Origin of the sequence: Pseudochryseolinea flava (assembly GCF_003286915.1) — a bacterium.
GTDB classification, from domain to species: Bacteria; Bacteroidota; Bacteroidia; order Cytophagales; family Cyclobacteriaceae; genus Ohtaekwangia; species Ohtaekwangia flava.
The window spans coordinates 416,650-437,312 of record NZ_QMFY01000002.1 but is presented as its reverse complement, the minus strand read 5'-3'; the positions used below and the strand labels follow the sequence as shown (position 1 = coordinate 437,312).

10 protein-coding genes are annotated in these 20,663 nt (G+C 43.5%); 9 read left to right on the top strand and 1 reads right to left on the bottom strand.

Annotated features, from left to right (window positions below; translation table 11 throughout):
* The 5 genes from DQQ10_RS07025 to DQQ10_RS07005 all read left to right on the top strand — a co-directional run bounded on the left by DQQ10_RS07025 (window position 1) and on the right by DQQ10_RS07005 (window position 8,937).
* The gene (locus tag DQQ10_RS07025) at window positions 1–999 is read left to right on the top strand and encodes a 4-hydroxyproline epimerase (RefSeq protein WP_112746107.1); all 999 of its coding nucleotides are present in this window, start codon (window positions 1–3) and stop codon (window positions 997–999) included.
* A gap of 80 nt (window positions 1,000–1,079) precedes the next feature.
* Complete coding sequence (locus DQQ10_RS07020; protein ID WP_112746106.1) at window positions 1,080–2,330, top strand: NAD(P)/FAD-dependent oxidoreductase; 1,251 nt, start codon at window positions 1,080–1,082, stop codon at window positions 2,328–2,330.
* Between the two features lie 120 nt (window positions 2,331–2,450).
* Complete coding sequence (locus DQQ10_RS07015; RefSeq protein WP_112746105.1) at window positions 2,451–4,724, top strand: S9 family peptidase; 2,274 nt, start codon at window positions 2,451–2,453, stop codon at window positions 4,722–4,724.
* 101 nt (window positions 4,725–4,825) lie between these two features.
* Window positions 4,826–7,231 carry a glycoside hydrolase family 127 protein gene (locus tag DQQ10_RS07010; protein WP_112746104.1) on the top strand — a complete coding sequence of 802 codons (2,406 nt, stop codon included), beginning with the start codon at window positions 4,826–4,828 and terminating at the stop codon, window positions 7,229–7,231.
* 11 nt (window positions 7,232–7,242) lie between these two features.
* Complete coding sequence (locus DQQ10_RS07005; protein ID WP_112746103.1) at window positions 7,243–8,937, top strand: DUF885 family protein; 1,695 nt, start codon at window positions 7,243–7,245, stop codon at window positions 8,935–8,937.
* Between the two features lie 74 nt (window positions 8,938–9,011).
* Here the strand turns inward: DQQ10_RS07005 and DQQ10_RS07000 are convergent, their stop codons facing one another.
* Complete coding sequence (locus DQQ10_RS07000; protein ID WP_112746102.1) at window positions 9,012–9,893, bottom strand: AraC family transcriptional regulator; 882 nt, start codon at window positions 9,891–9,893, stop codon at window positions 9,012–9,014.
* Window positions 9,894–10,124: 231 nt separating this feature from the next.
* On the opposite strand from DQQ10_RS07000, the gene DQQ10_RS06995 reads away from it, so the two are divergent.
* The 4 genes from DQQ10_RS06995 to DQQ10_RS06980 all read left to right on the top strand — a co-directional run bounded on the left by DQQ10_RS06995 (window position 10,125) and on the right by DQQ10_RS06980 (window position 20,653).
* Window positions 10,125–12,683, top strand: coding sequence for an alpha-L-arabinofuranosidase C-terminal domain-containing protein (locus DQQ10_RS06995; RefSeq protein WP_112746101.1), 2,559 nt, complete (start codon window positions 10,125–10,127; stop codon window positions 12,681–12,683).
* A 201-nt stretch (window positions 12,684–12,884) separates the two neighbouring features.
* The gene (locus DQQ10_RS06990; protein ID WP_165823823.1) at window positions 12,885–15,890 is read left to right on the top strand and encodes a SusC/RagA family TonB-linked outer membrane protein; all 3,006 of its coding nucleotides are present in this window, start codon (window positions 12,885–12,887) and stop codon (window positions 15,888–15,890) included.
* An 11-nt stretch (window positions 15,891–15,901) separates the two neighbouring features.
* Window positions 15,902–17,506: a RagB/SusD family nutrient uptake outer membrane protein gene (locus tag DQQ10_RS06985; protein ID WP_112746099.1), complete on the top strand. Its 1,605-nt coding sequence runs from the start codon at window positions 15,902–15,904 to the stop codon at window positions 17,504–17,506.
* Window positions 17,507–18,058: 552 nt separating this feature from the next.
* On the top strand, window positions 18,059–20,653 hold the full coding sequence (locus DQQ10_RS06980; RefSeq protein WP_112746098.1) for a T9SS type A sorting domain-containing protein: 2,595 nt from the start codon (window positions 18,059–18,061) through the stop codon (window positions 20,651–20,653).
* Window positions 20,654–20,663 lie beyond the last annotated feature (10 nt).

The window sequence follows — 20,663 nt, the reverse complement described above, 5'->3', positions numbered from 1 at the left end:
ATGAAGAAAACATTTTTTTGCATCGATGCACATACGTGTGGAAATCCAGTAAGACTCGTTGCTGGAGGTGGGCCTAACCTCGTGGGTAACAACATGAGCGAAAAACGCCAGCATTTTCTTAGCGAGTATGATTGGATCAGGAAGGGACTTATGTTTGAACCACGTGGTCACGATATGATGAGCGGTAGTATTTTATATCCACCGTGCGATCCGAAAAATGATGTTGCTGTGCTCTTTATCGAAACGAGTGGTTGCTTGCCGATGTGTGGTCACGGAACTATCGGCACGGTAACGATCGCCATAGAGGAAGGACTTGTTGTTCCAAAGACACCTGGTATTCTGAATGTTGAAGTTCCCGCTGGACTCATTCGTATTGGGTACGTGCAAGAAGGAAGCAAAGTGAAGTCGGTGAAGATCACCAATATTAAATCGTTTCTCGCTGCCGAAAATCTGATAGCGACGTGTCCCGAGCTAGGTGATATTACTGTGGATGTTTCATACGGTGGAAATTTCTACGCCATTGTTGATGTGCAAGAAAAATTTCCTGGCCTTGAGCATTACAAAGCAGATCAATTGATTTCATGGAGTCGCGAACTGAGGAAGGATATTAATAAGCGATATACGTTTTTGCATCCAGAAAATCCGACCATCAATGGATGCAGTCATATCCTATGGACCGGTAAGGTGATTGATCCAACATCGACAGCGCGCAACGCCGTTTTCTATGGCGATAAAGCGATAGATCGTTCACCTTGCGGTACGGGAACGTCGGCACGGCTCGCGCAGTGGCATGCAAAAGGTAAGCTGAAGAAAGGTGAGCCCTTTATTCATGAAAGCATTATTGGATCAAAATTTATTGGTCGCGTTGAAGAAGAAACTGAACTCGCCGGAAAGCGAGCAATAATACCCAGTATCGAAGGATGGGCGATGGTCACAGGATATAATACGATCATCATCGACGACGAAGATCCATATGCACACGGCTTTCAAGTAATTTAACGTATGGATGCTTTCGGTGATGCTGAGACATCGCTCCTCAAGGCTACGCCGTCAGCATTCCTTTTTAAAAATTTTAGAACATGAAGAAAATCGCGATAGTTGGCGGCGGCGTTATTGGATTGAGCTCTGCATATTACCTTCAACAACAAGGTCATCAAGTGACCATTCTCGACGAAGGTACACTCACCGACACCTGCTCGATAGGGAATGCAGGTATGATTGTTCCGAGTCACATCATTCCTTTAGCAGCGCCTGGTATGATCGCCAAAGGAATTCGATGGATGTTCAATTCCAAAAGTCCTTTCTACGTCAAACCGCGATTGAGTGGTGACCTCCTGAAGTGGGGCCTTAAATTCTATAACCACGCAAACAAAGAACATGTTACAAAATCGATTCCCGCGTTAAAGGAAATAAGTCTTCTTAGTAAAAAGCTTTTTCAAGACATCGCTGCGCGAAATGTGTTTCCGTTCGGCTATGAAGAGCGTGGACTCATGATGTACTACCGGACTGCCGAAACAGAACGTGAAGAAATCGAGGCAGCTCATGTATCCAATGCCAACGGGATTGAGGCGCATGTACTCACATTGGCAGAAGCACAGGCAAAAGAACCAGATGTTAAAGTTCAGGCGCGTGGCGCAGTATACTTTCCCGGTGACGCACATTTGATTCCTCAGCTGTTCATTCAGAATCTCATTACCCACCTTAAAAACAACGGTGTAGCTATCCGCGCAAATACGAAGGTTGAAGATTTTAATGTGAAGGGCGGGCGTATTGCAGGCATCCGTGTTGGCGGTGTCGAAGAGGTGTATGATGAATATGTGATTGCAACCGGTGCTTGGTCAGGTGTATTTTGCGCAAAGCTCGGAATCGATTTGCCTATGCAATCGGGGAAAGGATACAGTTTTACCTTGAACAACGTGAAACAGAATTTGAGAATACCGTCCTTATTGCTTGAAGGAAGAGTGGCGGTGACGCCCATGGGTTCATCGTTACGTTTTGGTGGTACCATGGAAATCAATGGGACAGACCGGTCCATTAATATGAATCGCGTGAAGGGAATTGTAGAAAGCATTCCAAAATACTTTCCGGAGATGAATGTTGCTGTACCGAATGTAAACGAAGTATGGAACGGACTGCGACCATGCTCTCCAGATGGATTGCCGTATATCGGTAGAGGAACTAGATTTGAAAACTTAGTTATCGCCACAGGTCATTCCATGATGGGACTGAGTTTAGGGCCTGCTACTGGTAAACTTGTGGCAGAGTTGATTGATGAGAAGCCGACAAGTATGAATTTAAATCCGTTCGATCCAGAACGTTTTATGAAATAATTTTTTTTCGTTCAAACGCGTGTAATTCACGAGCTGTACATCAAGATAGTATGAGGTTAGGATAATATTTTGTGAATTCTTGACGATGTAAAAAGTACATTTAATAAAAAATTCTACCTTATGAAACGACAATGTTTTATCATTTCCTTTTTTATAACATTGTCGCTGGCAACGCTCGCTCAGGGTACAGTAGAAGACTTCAGACGTGCTGATGCGGCGCGCGCAACATTTAGAAACAAGGCGTATAATATTCCAGGAGTTTTTCATTGGATAAAAGGAAAACACCTGTGCTGGTATCTTAACAATGCTCGCACTGGAAAAGAGTTTATTTTGTTAGATGCCGATAACAACAAGCAGCAACAAGCATTTGATCATAACAAGATCGCGAATAGCCTCTCCGTTAAGCTTGGAAAAAAAATGAAAGGTAGCGCGCTACCATTCACCGACATAGAATTTTCTGCTGATCTAAAAAACATCTTCTTCCAAGTTGATAGCGCCAAGCTAAAATGTAATCGTACTAACGGCCAGTGTGATGTAGTTGAGATCGTAAAGCCTGCAAAATCCCCAGAAGTTTATTGGGGTGATGCATTTGATGAACGCGGAAATAAACCTGTTGGCTCTCCCGATAGTGTGTGGCTTGCGTTTGTGAGAGACAATAACGTTTTTATCAGAAATAAGAAGGATGTTTCTAAAGTGCACCAACTGAGTTTTGACGGCGATGGTGTTAATTACTATTCGTCTTACATCACTTGGTCTCCCGATAGTAAGAAACTCGTGGCATACAAAGTTACAGCCGGTGATCGTCGTCTTATTCATTTTGTCGAATCTTCTCCTGCTGATCAACTGCAGCCGAAGCTCCACACGCGCCAATACTTAAAGCCGGGTGATGGTCTCCCGCAGAAACAGCCGCAGCTATTTTTAATAGATGAAAAGAAACATGTTGCGATTGATGACCAACACTTCAAGAATCAATATTTTCTTGAAAATATCGTGTGGAACCCGGATAGTAAATTCTTCACATTCGAATTTAATGAACGCGGTCACCAGCGTTATCGCATCTTAAAAGTATCAGCCAACAACGGTGAGGTTAAAACAGTTGTCGATGAAGCCAGTAAAACTTTTATTGATTATAGCGGAAAAAAGTTTCGACATGATGTGTTGGCAGCAAGTGAAATTGTTTGGGCTTCAGAGCGCGATGGTTGGAATCACTTGTACCTGTATGATACTCACACGGGTACAGTGAAAAATCAAATAACGAAGGGTGAATGGGTTGTACGCAGTGTAATTCATGTCGATGAAACGAAACGTCGTATTCTTTTTACAGCGTCTGGATTGGACCCGGACCACGATCCATACCTTGAGCATACCTGTGTTGTTAACTTCGATGGTAGTGGTTTTACGCGATTGACAACATCAAATGCGGATCATACGACGACGTTCTCTGACGACTATAAATTTTTTATCGACTACGAATCTCGTATTGATCTACCGCCAGTGTGTAAGCTTTACGAAGCAGATCCGGTATCTGAAAAGATGATTCTACAAACGGCAGACTTAACGGATTTACAAAAAACAGGTTGGAAATCAGCGGAAGTTTTTTCCGCGAAGGGCAGGGATGGGGAAACTGACATATGGGGAATCGTAATTCGACCGTCGAATTTTGATGCGCTGAAAAAATATCCCGTGGTGGAGATGGTGTATGCGGGGCCACAAAGTTTCTATGTACCGAAATCCTGGTCTTCCAATAGTTACCTGCATTCAATTGCTGAACTCGGCTTTATCGTTGTGCAAGTTGATGGTATGGGGACTTCGTGGCGGTCGAAAGCATTTCACGATGTGTGTTGGAAAAATTTAAAAGATGCTGGCTTTCCTGATCGAATTGCCTGGATCAAAGCGCTTGCTCAAAAATATAGTTTCGTAGACGCAACGCGTGTGGGAATATTTGGTGGTTCTGCCGGTGGACAAAACGCAGCGGCCGCAGTGCTCTTTCATCACGATTTTTACAAGGCGGCTGTTGCTTCCTGTGGAAGTCATGATAACCGCGTTGATAAGATCTGGTGGAACGAGCAATGGATGGGATATCCCATCGGTCCGCATTATGCAGAATCTTCTAACGCTGTTCATGCTGACAAGCTCGGGGGAAAGCTAATGCTCATTGTCGGAGAGCTCGACGATAATGTTGATCCTGCGTCTACCCTCCAGGTTGCGAATGGACTGATTAAAGCCAATAAAGATTTTGAATTGGTTGTCATACCAGGGTTAGGACACTCCGGCGGTGGTGAATTTGGAGAACGAAAACGTCGTGACTTTTTTGTCAAGCATCTGTTGAATGTTGATCCACCAAGTTGGGATGAAGCTTATCGGAAAGGTGAGCCGGAGAAAGTCATCAAGTAATGCGTTAATATCCTATGAAAGGATGATAATATCGTGACAGCTGTCGGGATAGAATATGAATACGTTTACAATTGAAATATCACAGTTTAAAAGATAAAACAATGGTTAAATTCAGTCGCGTGATTTTACTTTTTTTTGCCTGTATTGTGCATGTTGCGTGTTATGGGCAAGCCGGGGAACTTAAGTCCGGTGATTACCCGATTCAACCAGTATTGTTCAACGCCGTAAAATTAAACGATTCGTTTTGGGCGCCTCGTATCAAAACAAATCATGATGTTACAATTCCATTCACATTGGGGAAATGTTATTCGACTGGTCGTGTAAAGAATTTCGAAATTGCAGCGGGATTAAAAACGGGAAAGTTTGGAACTGAATTTACGTTCGATGATACGGACGTGTATAAAATTATCGAAGGTGGTAGTTATTCACTCCAGATCTTTAAAGATCCGGTGTTAGAATTGAAAATGGACTCGTTGATCGATTTGATTGGCAAAGCACAAGAGCCCGATGGATACATCTATACAAACAGAACGATCATGGGTGATCATGCACATGAGTGGGCAGGTAGTAAACGTTGGGAGAAAGAAGCGGAGCTGAGTCATGAGTTGTACAATATTGGGCATCTCATCGAAGCGGGAATCGCACATTATCACGCAACGGGTAAAAAGACATTGTTAAACATATCGATCAAAGCAGCAGATCGTGTTTGTGCAGACTTCGGTCCTGATAAACTTCATATTTTTTCAGGTCATCAAATTATCGAGCTTGCATTGGCAAAACTTTACAAGGTCACAGGAGAGAAGAAGTATCTTGACGCTGCGAAATTCTTATTAGATGTTCGCGGCCCTGGAGGCGATCCGTATAATCAGGCTCATAAAAAAGTGGTTGACCAACACGAAGCAGTAGGCCACGCTGTGCGGGCTGCATACATGTATGCGGGTATGGCAGATGTTGCCGCGCTTACAAACGATGCTGGCTACATCAATGCCATCGATCACATATGGGAAGATGCTGTCTACAAAAAGATATATGTGACAGGAGGCATTGGCGCTACAGGACATGGTGAAGCATTTGGCGCAGCATATGAGCTTCCGAATATGTCGGCTTATAACGAAACGTGTGCATCGATCGCCAATGTGTATTGGAATTACAGGTTGTTTCTTCTCCATGGTGAAGCGAAATATTTCGATGTGCTCGAACGAACTTTATACAATGCTTTTCTATCGGGTGTTGCATTAACGGGTGATCGTTTCTTTTATCCCAATCCGTTGGAGTCGCATGGTCAACACGCGCGGAGTCCGTGGTTTAGTTGTGCATGTTGTCCGAGCAACGTGACGCGTTTCGTTCCTTCTGTTGGTGGATACTTCTATGCGCAAAAGGAAAACGTACTGTATGTTAATCTATATGGGCAAAGCAGCGTAGATTTCACAGTTGATAAAAATCAAATATCATTAGCTCAGAAGACTAACTATCCGTGGGATGGCAGTATCGATATCGCTGTCGATCCAAAGAAGTCAGCAAGTGCTGAACTCAGATTACGCCTTCCAGGATGGGCATCACAAGAGGCATCGCCTGGAAATTTGTATGCGTTTATCGACAAAGTAGGCGAGAAGGTGACTGTGAAAATCAACGGTAAGGCTACTGATTTTAAAGTTGACAAAGGGTACATCGTGCTCAATAGAAAATGGCAAAAGGGCGATCATGTTACATTGACATTGCCGATGCCTGTTCGGAAAGTTTCTGCCGATCAACGCGTGGCCGCAGACGTAGATAAGATTGCGTATCAAAGAGGGCCACTGGTGTATTGCGCAGAGTGGCCAGATAATCATGAAAAGAAGGTCTTGAATCTTGTCGTGAGTCAAGATGCAAAAGTGACGCCATACTTTGACCCCAGTTTTTTTAACGGTATGTACCTGTTAAAAGCGTCCGGACACGCGGCTTCGCGCACGCTTGAGAATGGAATAAAAACCTCGGACGTGGAAGTTAAATTGATTCCCTACTTTACTTGGGCACACCGTGGTACTGGTGAAATGACAGTTTGGATTCCTGCTAAAGCTGCCGCAGCACAACCACTTCCGTCACCTACCATTGCTTCGACAAGTGAGATAACGGCATCACATAAAAGCAGAACGCTCATGGCCTTGAATGATCAAATGGAGCCAAAGAATTCCAATGATCAATCCATCATCTTCTATCACTGGTGGCCGATGCAAGACACAACGCAGTGGGTACAATACGATTTCAAAAAGAATGAAACTGTTTCTTCTTCGAAAGTTTATTGGTTTGATGATGGACCTTTTGGTGGATGCAGAATTCCTGCAGGTTGGCGAATACTTTATAAGTCAGGAGATCAATGGCTACCTGTGAAGACGAAGAAGAACTACGAAATTCTAAAAGACAAGTTCTGTGAAGTGACATTCGAACCTGTTACAACAAACGCAGTTCGATTGGAAATTAATTTACCGAAAGAACATTCTTCGGGCGTGATGGAATGGTCTGTGTTTTAAATCTTAAGAGCATGCGTTTTCATTCTTACGTTATTTTTTATGTGTTGTGTTGTTTCACATTTTCGGCGCACGCACAGGAAGTTGAAGTAATGATTACCCGTTACACGAAAGATAGGGAAGCGCTCTATCGAAAATATCCTGTAACGGAGAGTGCTGGATACTATGATCGCTTTATACGTTACCAAGAATCTTTTGCGAAAGAACTAAAGTCGGTGAATTTCGACGCGCTGCAACGGACCGAACAGATTGATTTTATTCTGTTGAAAAATCAGGTCGAGAAGGATTTATATTTTTTGAGACTTGATCAGGCTGCGTTCAATGAAATCTCGGCAGTATTAGACTTCGCGGGACCGCTGTACGATTTTATTGATCAGCGTAAGACGGGAAAGAAATTTAACAGTGATGTATTGGCGAAAACTTTTGATGACGTTAACCGAGCATGTTCTGTTAAACGAACAACCTTGCTCGAACAACCATTCAAGACATGGCAACAAGCGGCGAAAGCAAGTGCGGCAGTGAATAGCCTTCGTGATGGTATTCAGGAAGCATATAAATTTTACAGTGGTTATGATCCGCAGTTTTCATGGTGGATGGAGATGCCACAATCCGCGTTGGATACAACGCTGGCGAAGTATAGCGCTTTTCTTAAACAGCATTACGCAAAGAATTCAATCGCGGATGATGGTAGTGGCATCGTAGGAAAGCCCATTGGTAGAGAGGCTATCATAAAAAGTCTTCAAACAGAGTTTATTCCCTATTCACCTGAAGAGTTGATAGCCATCGCACAAAAGCAATTCGAATGGTGCGATCAAGAAATGCTAAAGGCTTCTGAAGCGCTTGGATTCGGGAAAGATTGGAAGTTGGCACTTGAAAAAGTTAAAAAGAGTTACGTGTCTCCCGGAGATCAACCTGCAATGGTTGCTGGCTTAGCGGAAGATGCAATCAAATTTTTAGAAGATCGAGACTTAATCACAATTCCCATCCTGGCGAAAGAAACGTGGCGCATGCGTATGATGTCACCGGAAGCGCAAAAAATAAATCCATTTTTTCTCGGCGGGGAAGAGATCATTATTTCTTATCCGACCAATACGATGACGCACCGTGAAAAGATGATGAGTATGCGCGGCAATAATCCTCATTTTTCAAAGGCCACCGTGCATCATGAACTTATTCCCGGACATCATTTGCAAGACTTCATGCAAAAGCGGTACAAGCCTTATCGCTATGTATTCGAAACTCCATTTTGGATCGAAGGTTGGGCTCTATACTGGGAAATGAACTTGTGGGATAAAGGTTTTGCACAAAGTCCAGAGGATAGAATCGGAATGTTGTTTTGGAGAATGCATCGTTGCGCGCGAATTATATTTTCCTTAAGCTATCACCTTGAAAAAATGTCGCCGCAGCAATGCATTGACTTTTTGGTAACAAGGGTTGGACATGAATATGCAAATGCAGAAGCTGAAGTGAGGCGCTCGTTCACCGGCGGATACGGGCCCCTTTATCAGATTGCATATATGATTGGTGGATTGCAAATTGCGTCGCTGAAAAAGGAATTGGTAAGCACCGGTAAAATGACGGAGAAGCAATTTCACGATCGCGTGTTGAAGGAGAACTGTATTCCGATAGAAGTTCTTCGACTGATCCTTACCGATGAAAAATGTAACGCTGATTACAAAACGAAATGGCGTTTCGCTGAAGTAAAATAGGGTGTAAGCATCCGTGAATTATTTAAGACGATAAGAAAGCGTCTCCAATAAGTCGATTTATTGGAGACGTCCTTTTATGCCGCGATGCTTTTATTTTCTTGAATTCTTCTAAACTCTGTAGGGGTGATTGAACAGAGTTCTCTGAATTTTCTATTGAAGTTAGAAAGGTTGTTGAATCCAACCTCTAACGAAATTTGTGAAATGCTGAGGTCGTCTTGCTGCAATAATTTCCGTGCTTGACCAATACGGATCTCCGTCAAGAAATCAACATACGATTTACGCGTGCGCTTCTTGAAATATCGGCAGAAGGAATTGGTTGTCATATGAGCGATCGAAGCAACTTCGTCTAACGATATTTTTCGATGAAACTCATTCATGGTGAAGCGGTAGATGTCTGCAAGTTTTTTTCCATCTACTTCATCAAAGTCGTTGTACACGCCTGAGGATGCCAATGCTTCGATGCCTTTATTTTCAGAAAGTATATTCAAGATTTTCAGAAGTACGATCAGCCTGTCCATGCCGTTCTTTCGGAACATCTGTTTCATCAATTGAGCAACCCGATTTCTCACCGGCTCTTGCAAAAAGAGTCCTCGCGCCGACAACTTGGAAAATTCTTGTAAGTGCGCGAGTTCAGGCATCGAGAGAAATTTTTCACCGAATGACTGCCACTCAAAAAACACCGTGATTGAATGTGCGAATTGACCTGCGTCTTCCTGATAATACTTCGAATCATTTCGGAATACGTGTGGCAAATTTGGTCCAATCAAAAAGATGTCGCCGGGTTTAAATGTGCCGACGAAATCGCCAACGATCACTTTGCCTTCACTCTCTAAAATCAGTGTGAGTTGCACCTCGGGGTGTTGATGCAAGTGATCATAGAAATGAATCTCCTGATCTTCCTGTAATCGAAAAGACTCCTGTGAAGTCTTTGGAATTTTGAAGGGTAAAATTTTCATGGGATGGGTGGGTTACTGTACTAAATATTCAAAATTTCTTAATAAATGTCAAACGTACAGTTAATATTATATCACCTTTTGATAATATTAGTAGTAAACTTTCTGATATGCGAATGTCATTTTCACCAAAAAAACACCGCAAAGGTTGGTAAAATAGTATTGTATGCTGTGAATATATGTGCGATTTACACGTAACACCGTGTTTAATTTTATTCTTTATAATCTTCTCTCATGCATCATTCACTTCTGCATCGGACCTCCAAAATGCCATTGCTGTTGGCGCTATTTTCATTGCTCTCGCCTATCGGTTTTGCTCAGGTCAATCCAAAGATTACGATTGATTTGAAATCGAAAGGCGCGCAGATCTCTGAAGATTTACATGGAATTTTCTTTGAAGAGATTAGTCACGGAGGAGAAGGTGGTTTGTATGCGGAGTTGATACAGAATAGAAGTTTCGAAGAGAGCAGAATACCGGAAGGATGTGTGTTGGATTCGGGATGGATAATTCCACCACGAACGGAACATTTTGGTGCTCATCGTGTCGTTGATTGGAAGATGCCCTTTGAAGCGAAAAGTGATTACCCAGCATGGTCTATGACTTCTGTCGGAAATGCAAAAGCAAATATATCGCTCGACCTTCAAAACCCTCTTCATGTTGAAACACCTCGGTCTCTAAAGATTGATATTGTCAATGCCGATGCGTCTAACGTAGTTAAAATAGTGAATGATGGATATTGGGGGATCAAGGTTGATCAGCATGCAACGTATAGGCTAACATTTTATGCGCGGCCTCAAGGATATCGTGGTGACGTAACAGCGCGACTGGTGAGTATCGACGGCCAGGTATTAGCCGAACAGAAATTTCACATTCGCGATGTTAATGAATGGCAAAACTTTAACGGCATTCTGAAAGCAAAAACGTCGCATCAGAAAGCGAAGTTCGAGTTGGTGTTCTCGTCTGTTGGAAAAGTATGGATTGATTTCGTTTCCCTGTTCCCAACGAAAACATTTAAAGATCGTGCGAATGGAATGCGACTTGATCTCGCCAATTACCTTGCTGAGTTGAAGCCGGCGTTTCTGCGTTGGCCTGGTGGATGTTTTGTAGAAGGTATCAGTGTTGAAAGCGCACCGAATTGGAAACGATCACTTGGCCCGGTGGAAAAACGATCGGGTACCTATAGTCCATGGGGATATTGGTCTACCGATGGAATTGGCTATCATGAATTTTTACAGTTCTGCGAAGACATCAATGCAAAAGCGATGTATGTTTTTAATTGTGGAATTGCTTGTGAAATGCGTAGCGGTGTTCATGTGAAAGATGACGGTGTTCCTGCAATCATTGCCGATGTATTGGATGCGATTGAATATGCGATTGGTCCAAAGGACTCGAAGTGGGGATCGGTTCGTGCTGCTAACGGACATCCAGATCCTTTTCCGTTGAAATATATTGAAGTTGGCAATGAACAAGTTGGTGTTGAATATGCAAAACGGTTTAATGTTTTTTACAAAGCCATCAAAGAACGTTATCCGCAATTGGAGATTCTTGCGGCAATGGGCATTGCACATTTAAATCAACCGACAATCAAAGCGATTGATAAAATGGATTTCGCAGATGAACACGCGTACAAAGCGGCAGGTTGGGCAATGAACTACCACGACTGGTACGATAAGTACGAACGAAATGATTGGAAGTTATACGTCGGAGAATATGCGTGTAACGCTGGGGTTGGGAATGGCAACATGACTGCCGCGCTGAACGATGCAACGTTTATTTTAGGAATGGAGCGTAATTCGGATATGATTAAGATGAGTAGTTATGCGCCGTTGCTTGAAAATGTAAATGATACCGACTGGCCAGTGAATTTGATCAGGTTTGATAACGCAAGAAGCTTTGGGCGGATTTCTTATTATGCGATCAAAATGTTGAATGAAAACAAAGCGTCGTACAATCTTAGCACCACCGTTGATGCGCCTGTTACAAAAGACATCCCATTTTTTACCGGGGGGATTGCGTTGAGTACATGGGATACGCAAGCCGAATTCCGCGATGTCGAGATTATTGAGAATGGAAAGGTAGTATTTCAATCGGGTAATGCGGGGAATAATGATTGGCATTTTGTTGGCGGAAAATGGTCCGAAGAAAATGGTGTAATTGCGCAGCGAACAGAAGGGGCGTGGCCGATGGCGATGCTTCAGCGAAAAACCTTTTCAAACTATACACTGAAATTGAAGGCGCGAAAAATTAGTGGCTATAATGCGTTCATGATTCCTTTCGCGATTAAAGATAACGATAACTACTTGCGCGTTCATATCGGCGCTTGGGTAAATAAAATTGCTGCGTTCGAGTCGGTAAGCAAAGGCGGTGACGCGATTGTGTCGCAACCTGTTCGACTTGAAAATCCGATTGAAATAAACCGTTGGTATGATGTTGAATTACGGGTAGCCAACACGTCCGTGGAATGTTTCCTGGATGGAAAACTACTCATGCGTTATGAAAAGCCTCGCGATTTTTTCGCTATTGCCGGCGTTGACGAACAGAGTAATGAAGTTGTGGTAAAGGTTGTAAATGCTTCGGCACAATCGCGGAAAGTTGACCTTGTGTTATCGGGTGGAACAGTGAACCACAAAGCCAAAGCGATTACGTTGTCATCACCCAGCGCTGACGATGAGAATACTTTTGAACGACCGACGCAATTCATTCCTGTAAGTGAATCTTTTGATGTTAAGGGACAAAAAAGTCAATACGATTTTAAACCCTGGTCAATCACTATACTTCGGATGAAGAAATAATTTTGGATGTAAATAGGACGAATACATTTTATCTCGCCGACAGCACAAGCGTTGGGAGTATCCTCCATTTTGCGTTAAGCCAAATCGCCCTTCAAATTTGTGATGCTAAATTCGTATTACAGAAAGATAATTTTTGGAAAAAACGCCTAGGTTAAGCACGCTACTTTCATGCATCAATTTCACCTAAATGAAAGAAAATGCATGAGAAAAATTTTAACTAAACATTTTATTATAACATCGATGGGATTCATGCTGATGTTATGGGGGACATCCGAGCTTTGTGCACAGACCATTATAAAGGGAAGAGTAACCTCAGATCAGAAAGAAGCTTTGCCTGGGGTGAACATTCTTGTAAAGGGCACTGCATCAGGTACGACCTCGGATTCAAATGGCGAGTTTAGTGTGAGTGTTCCGAACGCTGATGCGGTTTTAGTGTTCAGCTTTATCGGTTATCTCAGTGAAGAGATCACTGTTGGCGCAAATACTACAATTGACGTAGTAATGATGCCGGATCTCATATCACTCAATGAAGTTGTTGTAGTAGGGTATGGCACGCAAAAGGCGAGTGAAGTGACCACGGCGATTGCGAGTGTAAAAGAGAAAGACTTTACGGCTGGTGCAATGCGCGACGCTTCTGAATTGATCAAGGGAAAAGTAGCAGGGCTTACCATCACGAATGGTTCAGGAGATCCAGCTGCCGGGCCAACAATTTCATTGCGCGGTATTGCAACGCTGGAGGGTTCAGCAGCACCGCTGATCTTAGTCGATGGTGTTCCAGGTGATTTTAATACAATTTCTCCATCGGACATTGCTTCGATTGATGTATTAAAGGATGCTTCTGCGGCTGCGATTTATGGTACTCGTGGGGCGAATGGAGTAGTCTTAATCACAACTAAACAGGGCGACAAAGGGAAGACGGCACGATTGACATACAATCACTATTCTGCATGGTCTCGACAATATCGTAAACCAGATTTTTTTACCGCGAAGGATTATGAAAGATATGCGTCGGAATTTACGTTCAAAAACAATTTTATAACGGAGGCCACTGATAACGGAGGCATTACAGATACAAATTGGCTAGACGAGATTACACAAAAGGCATACATGCAAAGTCATAACATCTCGCTTCGTGGTGGTGGACAATCATCGGGCTATGCTGCTAACGTTAACTTCGTCAATCAAGATGGGGTGTTCAAAGGTTCGTACAATGAAGAGTTAAGGCTGTCATTGGACATAAATCAATCTTTATTTGATGACAAGGTTAGAATTAGCGCTAATGTGTTGCGCGGCATGCAAGATATCGGTGCTTTGGGAGATGGTGTATCGTTTAACAACCTCATTTATCGCAATGCGCTGATGCGTAATCCCATGCTCGGTATTAAAAAAGATGATGGCTCATACATTGAAACCGATCGTCTTCAATATATCAACCCGGTTGGAATGGTAAATGAAACGGATGGTGTTCTGACCAATAACTGGACACGGCTAACTGGAAATATAGCGTTGATACCACTCAATGCATGGGAAACCAATTTGATGGTAGCGACGGAAATAAGAAATAATTTCCGAGGTTATTCGGAAACAAAAAAACATTACAATTCTCTGAAAGGACCACGTCGCAATGGATTTGCATCACGTGCTAACGACGATTTGAGAACGGATTATCTTGAGTTGACATCGAAGTACACCAAAGATTTTTCAAATCATTCGCTTACGATCCTCGGGGGATATAGCTACCAGTACAATGTAAATCAAGGCGATTGGGCAAATAATTTCGATTTTCCAACAAGTGAATATTCCTACAATAATTTAGGCTCCGGTAATGCCATGCGTCTGGGAACAGCGCGGATGTCAAGTTATAAAAATGACAACCGACTCGTTGGCTTCTTTGGTCGTGTGAACTATGGGTTTGACGATCGCTTCAATATCATGGCAAGTGTGAGACGAGAAGGATCATCCAAATTCGGAGCAAACTATAAATGGGGAACATTCCCAGCGATCTCTACGGGTTGGACGATTAGCAATGAGTCTTTTCTTGAAAGTGCAGGTGCTATCAATCTGTTGAAACTTCGGGCAGGGTGGGGAATCACCGGTGTTATACCACGTAATTCATATCAATCGAAACCGTTGCTCACGTATGAAGGTGTTTACTTTTATGATGATGGAAAATGGGTAAATGGTCTAGTTGCTCAAGCAAATGAAAATCCTAATTTGAAATGGGAGGAGTCGTCGGAATTTAACGTTGGAGTAGATTTTGGTTTTCTAGAAAACAGGGTAGCAGGAAGCATTGACACATACGTTAAAAAAACGGAAAATCTTTTGTGGTTATATTCTGTTCCACAACCGCCGAACCTGCATGATGAGACACTGGCTAACGTAGGAGAATTGGAGAACCGCGGTGTTGAAGTTTTAGTGAAAACAATCCCTGTCCGAACCGGTGATTTTGAGTGGAGCTCAACGTTGACTTACTCGTACAATAAGAACAAGCTCATCAGCTTATCAAACGATCTCTATGAGATCAAAGGTGATTACATTAATCTTTGGGGAATTAGCGAACCTATTTCCATGGTTTCGCACCGGTTACAGCCAGGACAACCAATGGGTAATTTCTGGGGATTGAAATCAGTTGACATTAGTGAAGACGGCCTGTGGGTAATTGAACTTCCTGATGGAACTCGACAAAACATGACAAATAATTCCATGGCCAGCGATGTGAATAGTCAAATTTTAGGTAATGGAATTCCAAAAATGCGGGTCGGGTGGACGAATACATTTCGATATAAGAATTTTGATCTTAGCATCGTGATGAGTGGAGCGTTTAAATACCAGATCATGAATCAGCAACGCATGTTCTATGAGAATCCGAACATTAACTACAACGTACTTCGCTCGTCCATGGACAATGTATATGGCAAAAGACGACTTTCATATTTGAATCAAGCTTTCGTTAGTTACTATCTTGAAGATGGTGATTACGTGAAAATTGAAAATGCGACGTTAGGCTATAATCTAGACATGTCTGCCCTGAAGTATGTGCGTTCCGTAAGGTTTTATTTGTCAGGATCGAACCTCGCAACGATCACTGGCTACAAAGGAATCGATCCAGAAATTCCAGTTGGCGATATCCGACTACAGGGTATTGATAACCGCGATAAGTATCCAATTGTGAGAACATTTACGGTAGGTGTTGATATCAATTTTTAAAATTGCCTTTTATGAAAAGATTACGTTTAAAAAATATAGTAACGAGCATTTTGTTTTCATCAGCGTTGTTTGCTTGTACAGATTTGGATGAGAAGCTATATGATTCGATATCTGCAGATGAAACCGCATTGACGGCAAGCGATTTGAATACCATCATTGCGCCCGCATATGCTAACTTGCGAGAGGTGTATTGGCACTGGAACGGACTATTCGATGTATATGAGGAATCATCAGATCTAATTGTTACACCATTTCGGGTCGGCATCGGATGGGGAGATCTTTATCTTGACATGCACAAACATACCTGGGGACCTGCGATAGAGCACGGTAACAACCTTTGGGTGCGTACGTATGCCGGAATTAACCTTTGCAATAAAGCGGCATTTCAAATCGAACAACTTGGTGCAGTCGATAACAAGGAAGCAGTTCTTGCCGAACTTCGGGCACTGCGCGCATTTTATTATTACTTGTTGCTTGATAATTTTAGAAATGTACCAATCGTTACGCGTTTCGATGTAGAACCTGGATTTCTCCCGGAACAAAATACAGGCCAGGAAGTCTATGACTTTATCGAAGGAGAGCTCACCGAAGTGATGCCCCAACTTAGTGTGGAGAACACTCAGAAAACATACGGGCGCTTTACACAGTGGGCGGCGAAAATGGTACTAGCAAAACTCTATTTGAACTCGGAAGTGTATATCAACACCGATCGCTATGATGACGCGTTGTTACAAGTGAACGATATTATTTCAAGTAACAAGTTTTCATTGTTGGCGTCATACAAAGCCAATTTTGCGGTGAACAATACAAACACACCTGAGGAAATATTTTCGATTCCGTTTAGCAAAGACTTCACCGGAAATGCGAATACCTATTACCAGTTTAAAACACTTCACCCTTTGAGTGCCTCTACGTTCAATATGCCTGAGCCATGGGGGGGAAGCTGTGGTATCCCGCAGTTCATTGATACCTATGATGAAGATGACGTGCGACTTAAAGATTGCTGGCTTGGCGGTCCTCAGTTTTCTGCGTCTGGAAGTCCAATCATGGTCGGTGGCGAACAATTTGAATACATCAATTACATGACCAGCGTAGATGAAGCAGAATACAATGAGGGGTTTCGATTTGTGAAATATGAAATTCCGATTGGATTTACGTCGGGTCCCGATAATGATGTGCCTTTATTCAGGTATACAGATGCACTGATGATGAAAGCAGAATGTCTTCTCCGCACAGGAGGAGCGTCGGGGGCTACTGAGGCAGCCGAAATTGTTACCGCAGTTCGTCAACGTGCATTTCCGGCTACCCCCGCTAAGGCAATAGTGTCAGCTGAAGATCTTGCAGAAGGAAGCTCATATGCATATGGGAAGTATGAAGAAGGTGTTGTTACAGATTTTGAAGGCGGCGCCGATATCGAATTTGGGAGGTTATTGGATGAACTCGCTTGGGAATTTGTAGGCGAACATCATCGTAAGCAAGATCTAATACGCTTCGGGGTGTACACTACAAAAAGTTGGTTAACACACGTGCCGAACGGGAATCATCGCGTGATCTTTCCTATTCCTCAGCAGCAACGTGAAACGAATTTGAAACTTGAACAGAACGATGGCTATTAGAAATTAGTAAACTGGCGAATAGCGGTACTGTCCAGGTTGAGCAATCAATCTGGACAGTTTGTTTTTATAATACAGCGAAGTTCATATCGGAGAAATAAGGTAATTTGTGATTCGTGCTAAGATCGTATGATGAAAAGCGAATATCTACAAAAACATTTCTCGTGATGCAGTGTAGCTTCAATCATCAATCGCAGGATTGGTATACATGTATCTGCACTGGTATCAAAACTATTTTTGATCGGGATAATTTCGCAGCACGGGTAACAGGGATGGGCGAGTGGGCGCACGATGTTATTCACACTATTGACTTACTATCCATCGGTAGTTAATCAAGCTCAAAGGGTAAAGACTTCAATTTCAAAATCTACGTCCCAAAGATTGTCTCAATTCGTTTCAGTACACAACGGACCGGCTAGACCAATACCCCATGTGATCCAACGCTTACACGGTAGGCATCAGTTTCAAAACTGAGTTCATTCTAACACACAATTGATATCTACAGCGATTTGAAATCAAGTCGACTGGAAAACTATTATCTCTAAAACCAGACCTATGAAAAGACTGTATTGTTTAAATTTTTATGCTACATGTTTTTTGATGTTTCTCACGACTGGCATTTTCGGACAGAGTAATGTTGCACCTTCCGCAACGAGCACTACCTCATATGTTTCCGCTTGGGAAACCATTGCGGCGTTAAATGACGGCTTCACGCCAGCAAATTCCAACGACAAATCGCATGGTGCCTATGGCAATTGGAATAACCCCAATAGTTTGCAGTGGGTTCAATATGATTGGACGTCGGATTATGTAATCAGTTCGGTACAAGTATATTGGTTTGACGATGGCGGCGGTGTGTTAACACCCACCACAGCGTATGTTGAAAATTGGAATGGCAGCGCTTGGGTAAATGTTGGAACCGTTCCTTTGGTTAAGAATGCATTCAACACCCGATCGTTCACGGCTGTGACTACGAGGAGAATTCGGTTGTCGATGCGTAATTCAACTCAGTCCACGGGTGTTCTTGAATGGCGGGCGATGGGATCGGCGTCCACCTGTAATGGAACGACGATCACGCCATACACGCAAGTGAATGCAGACACATGGTCGCAAACCAGTAGCGCTACCGTTGTGGCAGGTGCAAGCGTCAAATTTGGGCCACAGCCAGGCTCCGGAGGTTCATGGTCATGGACGGGCCCCAATAACTTCACAGCATCGACACGAGAAATTACGATCAGCAATGTGCAAGCTGCATCTACAGGCACCTACGTTGCGCGCTACACCAATTCGTGTGGAACGCAAACTACATTGAACCATACGATCGCCATCGGCGGTGGTGGGAACGGCAACCCATACACCTGGCCGAGCTACTCGCCATCGATCAGCTACAATTTCAGAGATGAGTTTCCCGCACTCCAAACACCAACACAAGTTCTCAATGACTGTCCTGAAGTTGTATCGACACAATCCTCACAATGGTGGTGTTTTAGAAAAGGTCCGACGGCAAATTCGTTAGTAACGAGTGCGGCAGTCACACCAATGTTAGCACGACTGAATACTGATTTTGCGTATTTCCGCGACAACATGGGATGGCCACCAGATTTGCGCGCGAAGAATGGTTATCGTAGCGCGGTGTATCTCTTTGGGTCGGGACTCTGTACCGACGATGCATCCAACACAGATCTCGGCGGTTGGCAGAGTGCCATTTACTACAACGGAACAAATTGGCCGATGGTGCTAGCATCTTATTATCCCGTATATAGTTTTGATCCAGCCTGTCCCTACAGCGATCGTGAAGGACAACGCGGCGCAATGGTTCACGAAGGTATTCACTCATTGCTTGCAGACTTACCTGGGGTAAAACAATCAGCATGGTTTCACGAGGGGGGAAATGTGTGGCTGCAACAAACTGCGGATGCTAGAAGAACGAACAACTTCTCGTCGATGGGCGATCTAAATGGAACGGATTTCATTGCGCCATTCATGCCAATCGAATGTTACTCCGGTTGGTTGCAAGATGGAAGTTTCGGAGGGCCATCGGCAGAAGGTGTAAATATGTTTAATGGCAATCAACAAATTTGTACATGGCGCACATACCTCGGTGGTCATCAATACAGCAGTTCGTTTCCAACATTCTTAGGTTTATCGTTAGGCGATGGTGCAGTGCCTTGGATTTGGAGAAACTCCCCGAATCGTGTGCTCGAGGGTGTAGCATCTGGCATAGGCGCAACACAAATGCGCAGGCTCATTACGGAGTATCGTGCAAAGCAAGCGCTTGTTGACTTCGGTGTGTGGAAGGGCGCGATACTTGCGTTGATGGATGCGCACTTCGGACAAGCCATTCAAGCCGAGTGGCAACCATCTTGGCTAAACCCTGCTGTGTGGAATGCTACGCCATACGTTGTCACGACCAATAACGCGGGGCTCTTAACACCCGAAGCACGAACACTTCCTGGATGGTCGGGAGCCAATCAAATACCACTTACTGTAACAGGGAACATGGTGACGGTGAACTTTGAACCGATCGGAGCAAACATGACATGCCAACTTGTTTATCGTACCACGACAGGAACTCCCGTGTACAGCCAATATGTGAGCAGCGGTGCTTGTAGTTTACGGTTGGATTCGCCGCCAGCGAACGGTGTTGTCATTGCAGTGATTACCAACACCGATTACATATACAACGGTGAGTCTACACGCACAGCGCACTACGACTATCGCCTTCGCTTGGTAACCGGTGTAACGGGAACGGCAAGTGTTAATACGAAATGGTACAATTCAGCCACTTTAGGCGCCCGCACAGCAACCGATGTCGCCTCGGTTGTGGGCATTGATTGGTCAAAGTATTGCGGACACTCTTTCAAGCACACGGAAGAAATTGCCGAGATCAAGAAGAGTATAAACCCGAATGAATTTTTGATGTATCCGAATCCAGTGCACTTGGGCAAAAGCCTCACATTAGAATTTCCAAGTGTTGATGCGGAGCAAACAAAGATTACGATCGTAACGTTGTCAGGAACCGTTGTACACGAAACCATTACAACCACGCCCAATTTGACTTACCCAACAGCGGGGTTGAAGAAAGGACAGTACATTATCAAAATCAAAAACTCAAGGACAAACACGGCACAGACATTGATCGTGAATTAAAACGGTTGAC

What these genes read in the sequence shown, in the direction of transcription:
- DQQ10_RS07025 (WP_112746107.1), top strand. Translation starts at nt 1, where the DNA reads ATGAAGAAAACATTTTTTTGCATCGATGCACATACGTGTGGAAATCCA.
- DQQ10_RS06990 (WP_165823823.1), top strand. Translation starts at nt 12,885, where the DNA reads ATGAGAAAAATTTTAACTAAACATTTTATTATAACATCGATGGGATTC.
- DQQ10_RS06980 (WP_112746098.1), top strand. Translation starts at nt 18,059, where the DNA reads ATGAAAAGACTGTATTGTTTAAATTTTTATGCTACATGTTTTTTGATG.
- DQQ10_RS07020 (WP_112746106.1), top strand. Translation starts at nt 1,080, where the DNA reads ATGAAGAAAATCGCGATAGTTGGCGGCGGCGTTATTGGATTGAGCTCT.
- DQQ10_RS07010 (WP_112746104.1), top strand. Translation starts at nt 4,826, where the DNA reads ATGGTTAAATTCAGTCGCGTGATTTTACTTTTTTTTGCCTGTATTGTG.
- DQQ10_RS07000 (WP_112746102.1), bottom strand. Translation starts at nt 9,893, where the DNA reads ATGAAAATTTTACCCTTCAAAATTCCAAAGACTTCACAGGAGTCTTTT.
- DQQ10_RS06985 (WP_112746099.1), top strand. Translation starts at nt 15,902, where the DNA reads ATGAAAAGATTACGTTTAAAAAATATAGTAACGAGCATTTTGTTTTCA.
- DQQ10_RS06995 (WP_112746101.1), top strand. Translation starts at nt 10,125, where the DNA reads ATGCATCATTCACTTCTGCATCGGACCTCCAAAATGCCATTGCTGTTG.
- DQQ10_RS07015 (WP_112746105.1), top strand. Translation starts at nt 2,451, where the DNA reads ATGAAACGACAATGTTTTATCATTTCCTTTTTTATAACATTGTCGCTG.
- DQQ10_RS07005 (WP_112746103.1), top strand. Translation starts at nt 7,243, where the DNA reads ATGCGTTTTCATTCTTACGTTATTTTTTATGTGTTGTGTTGTTTCACA.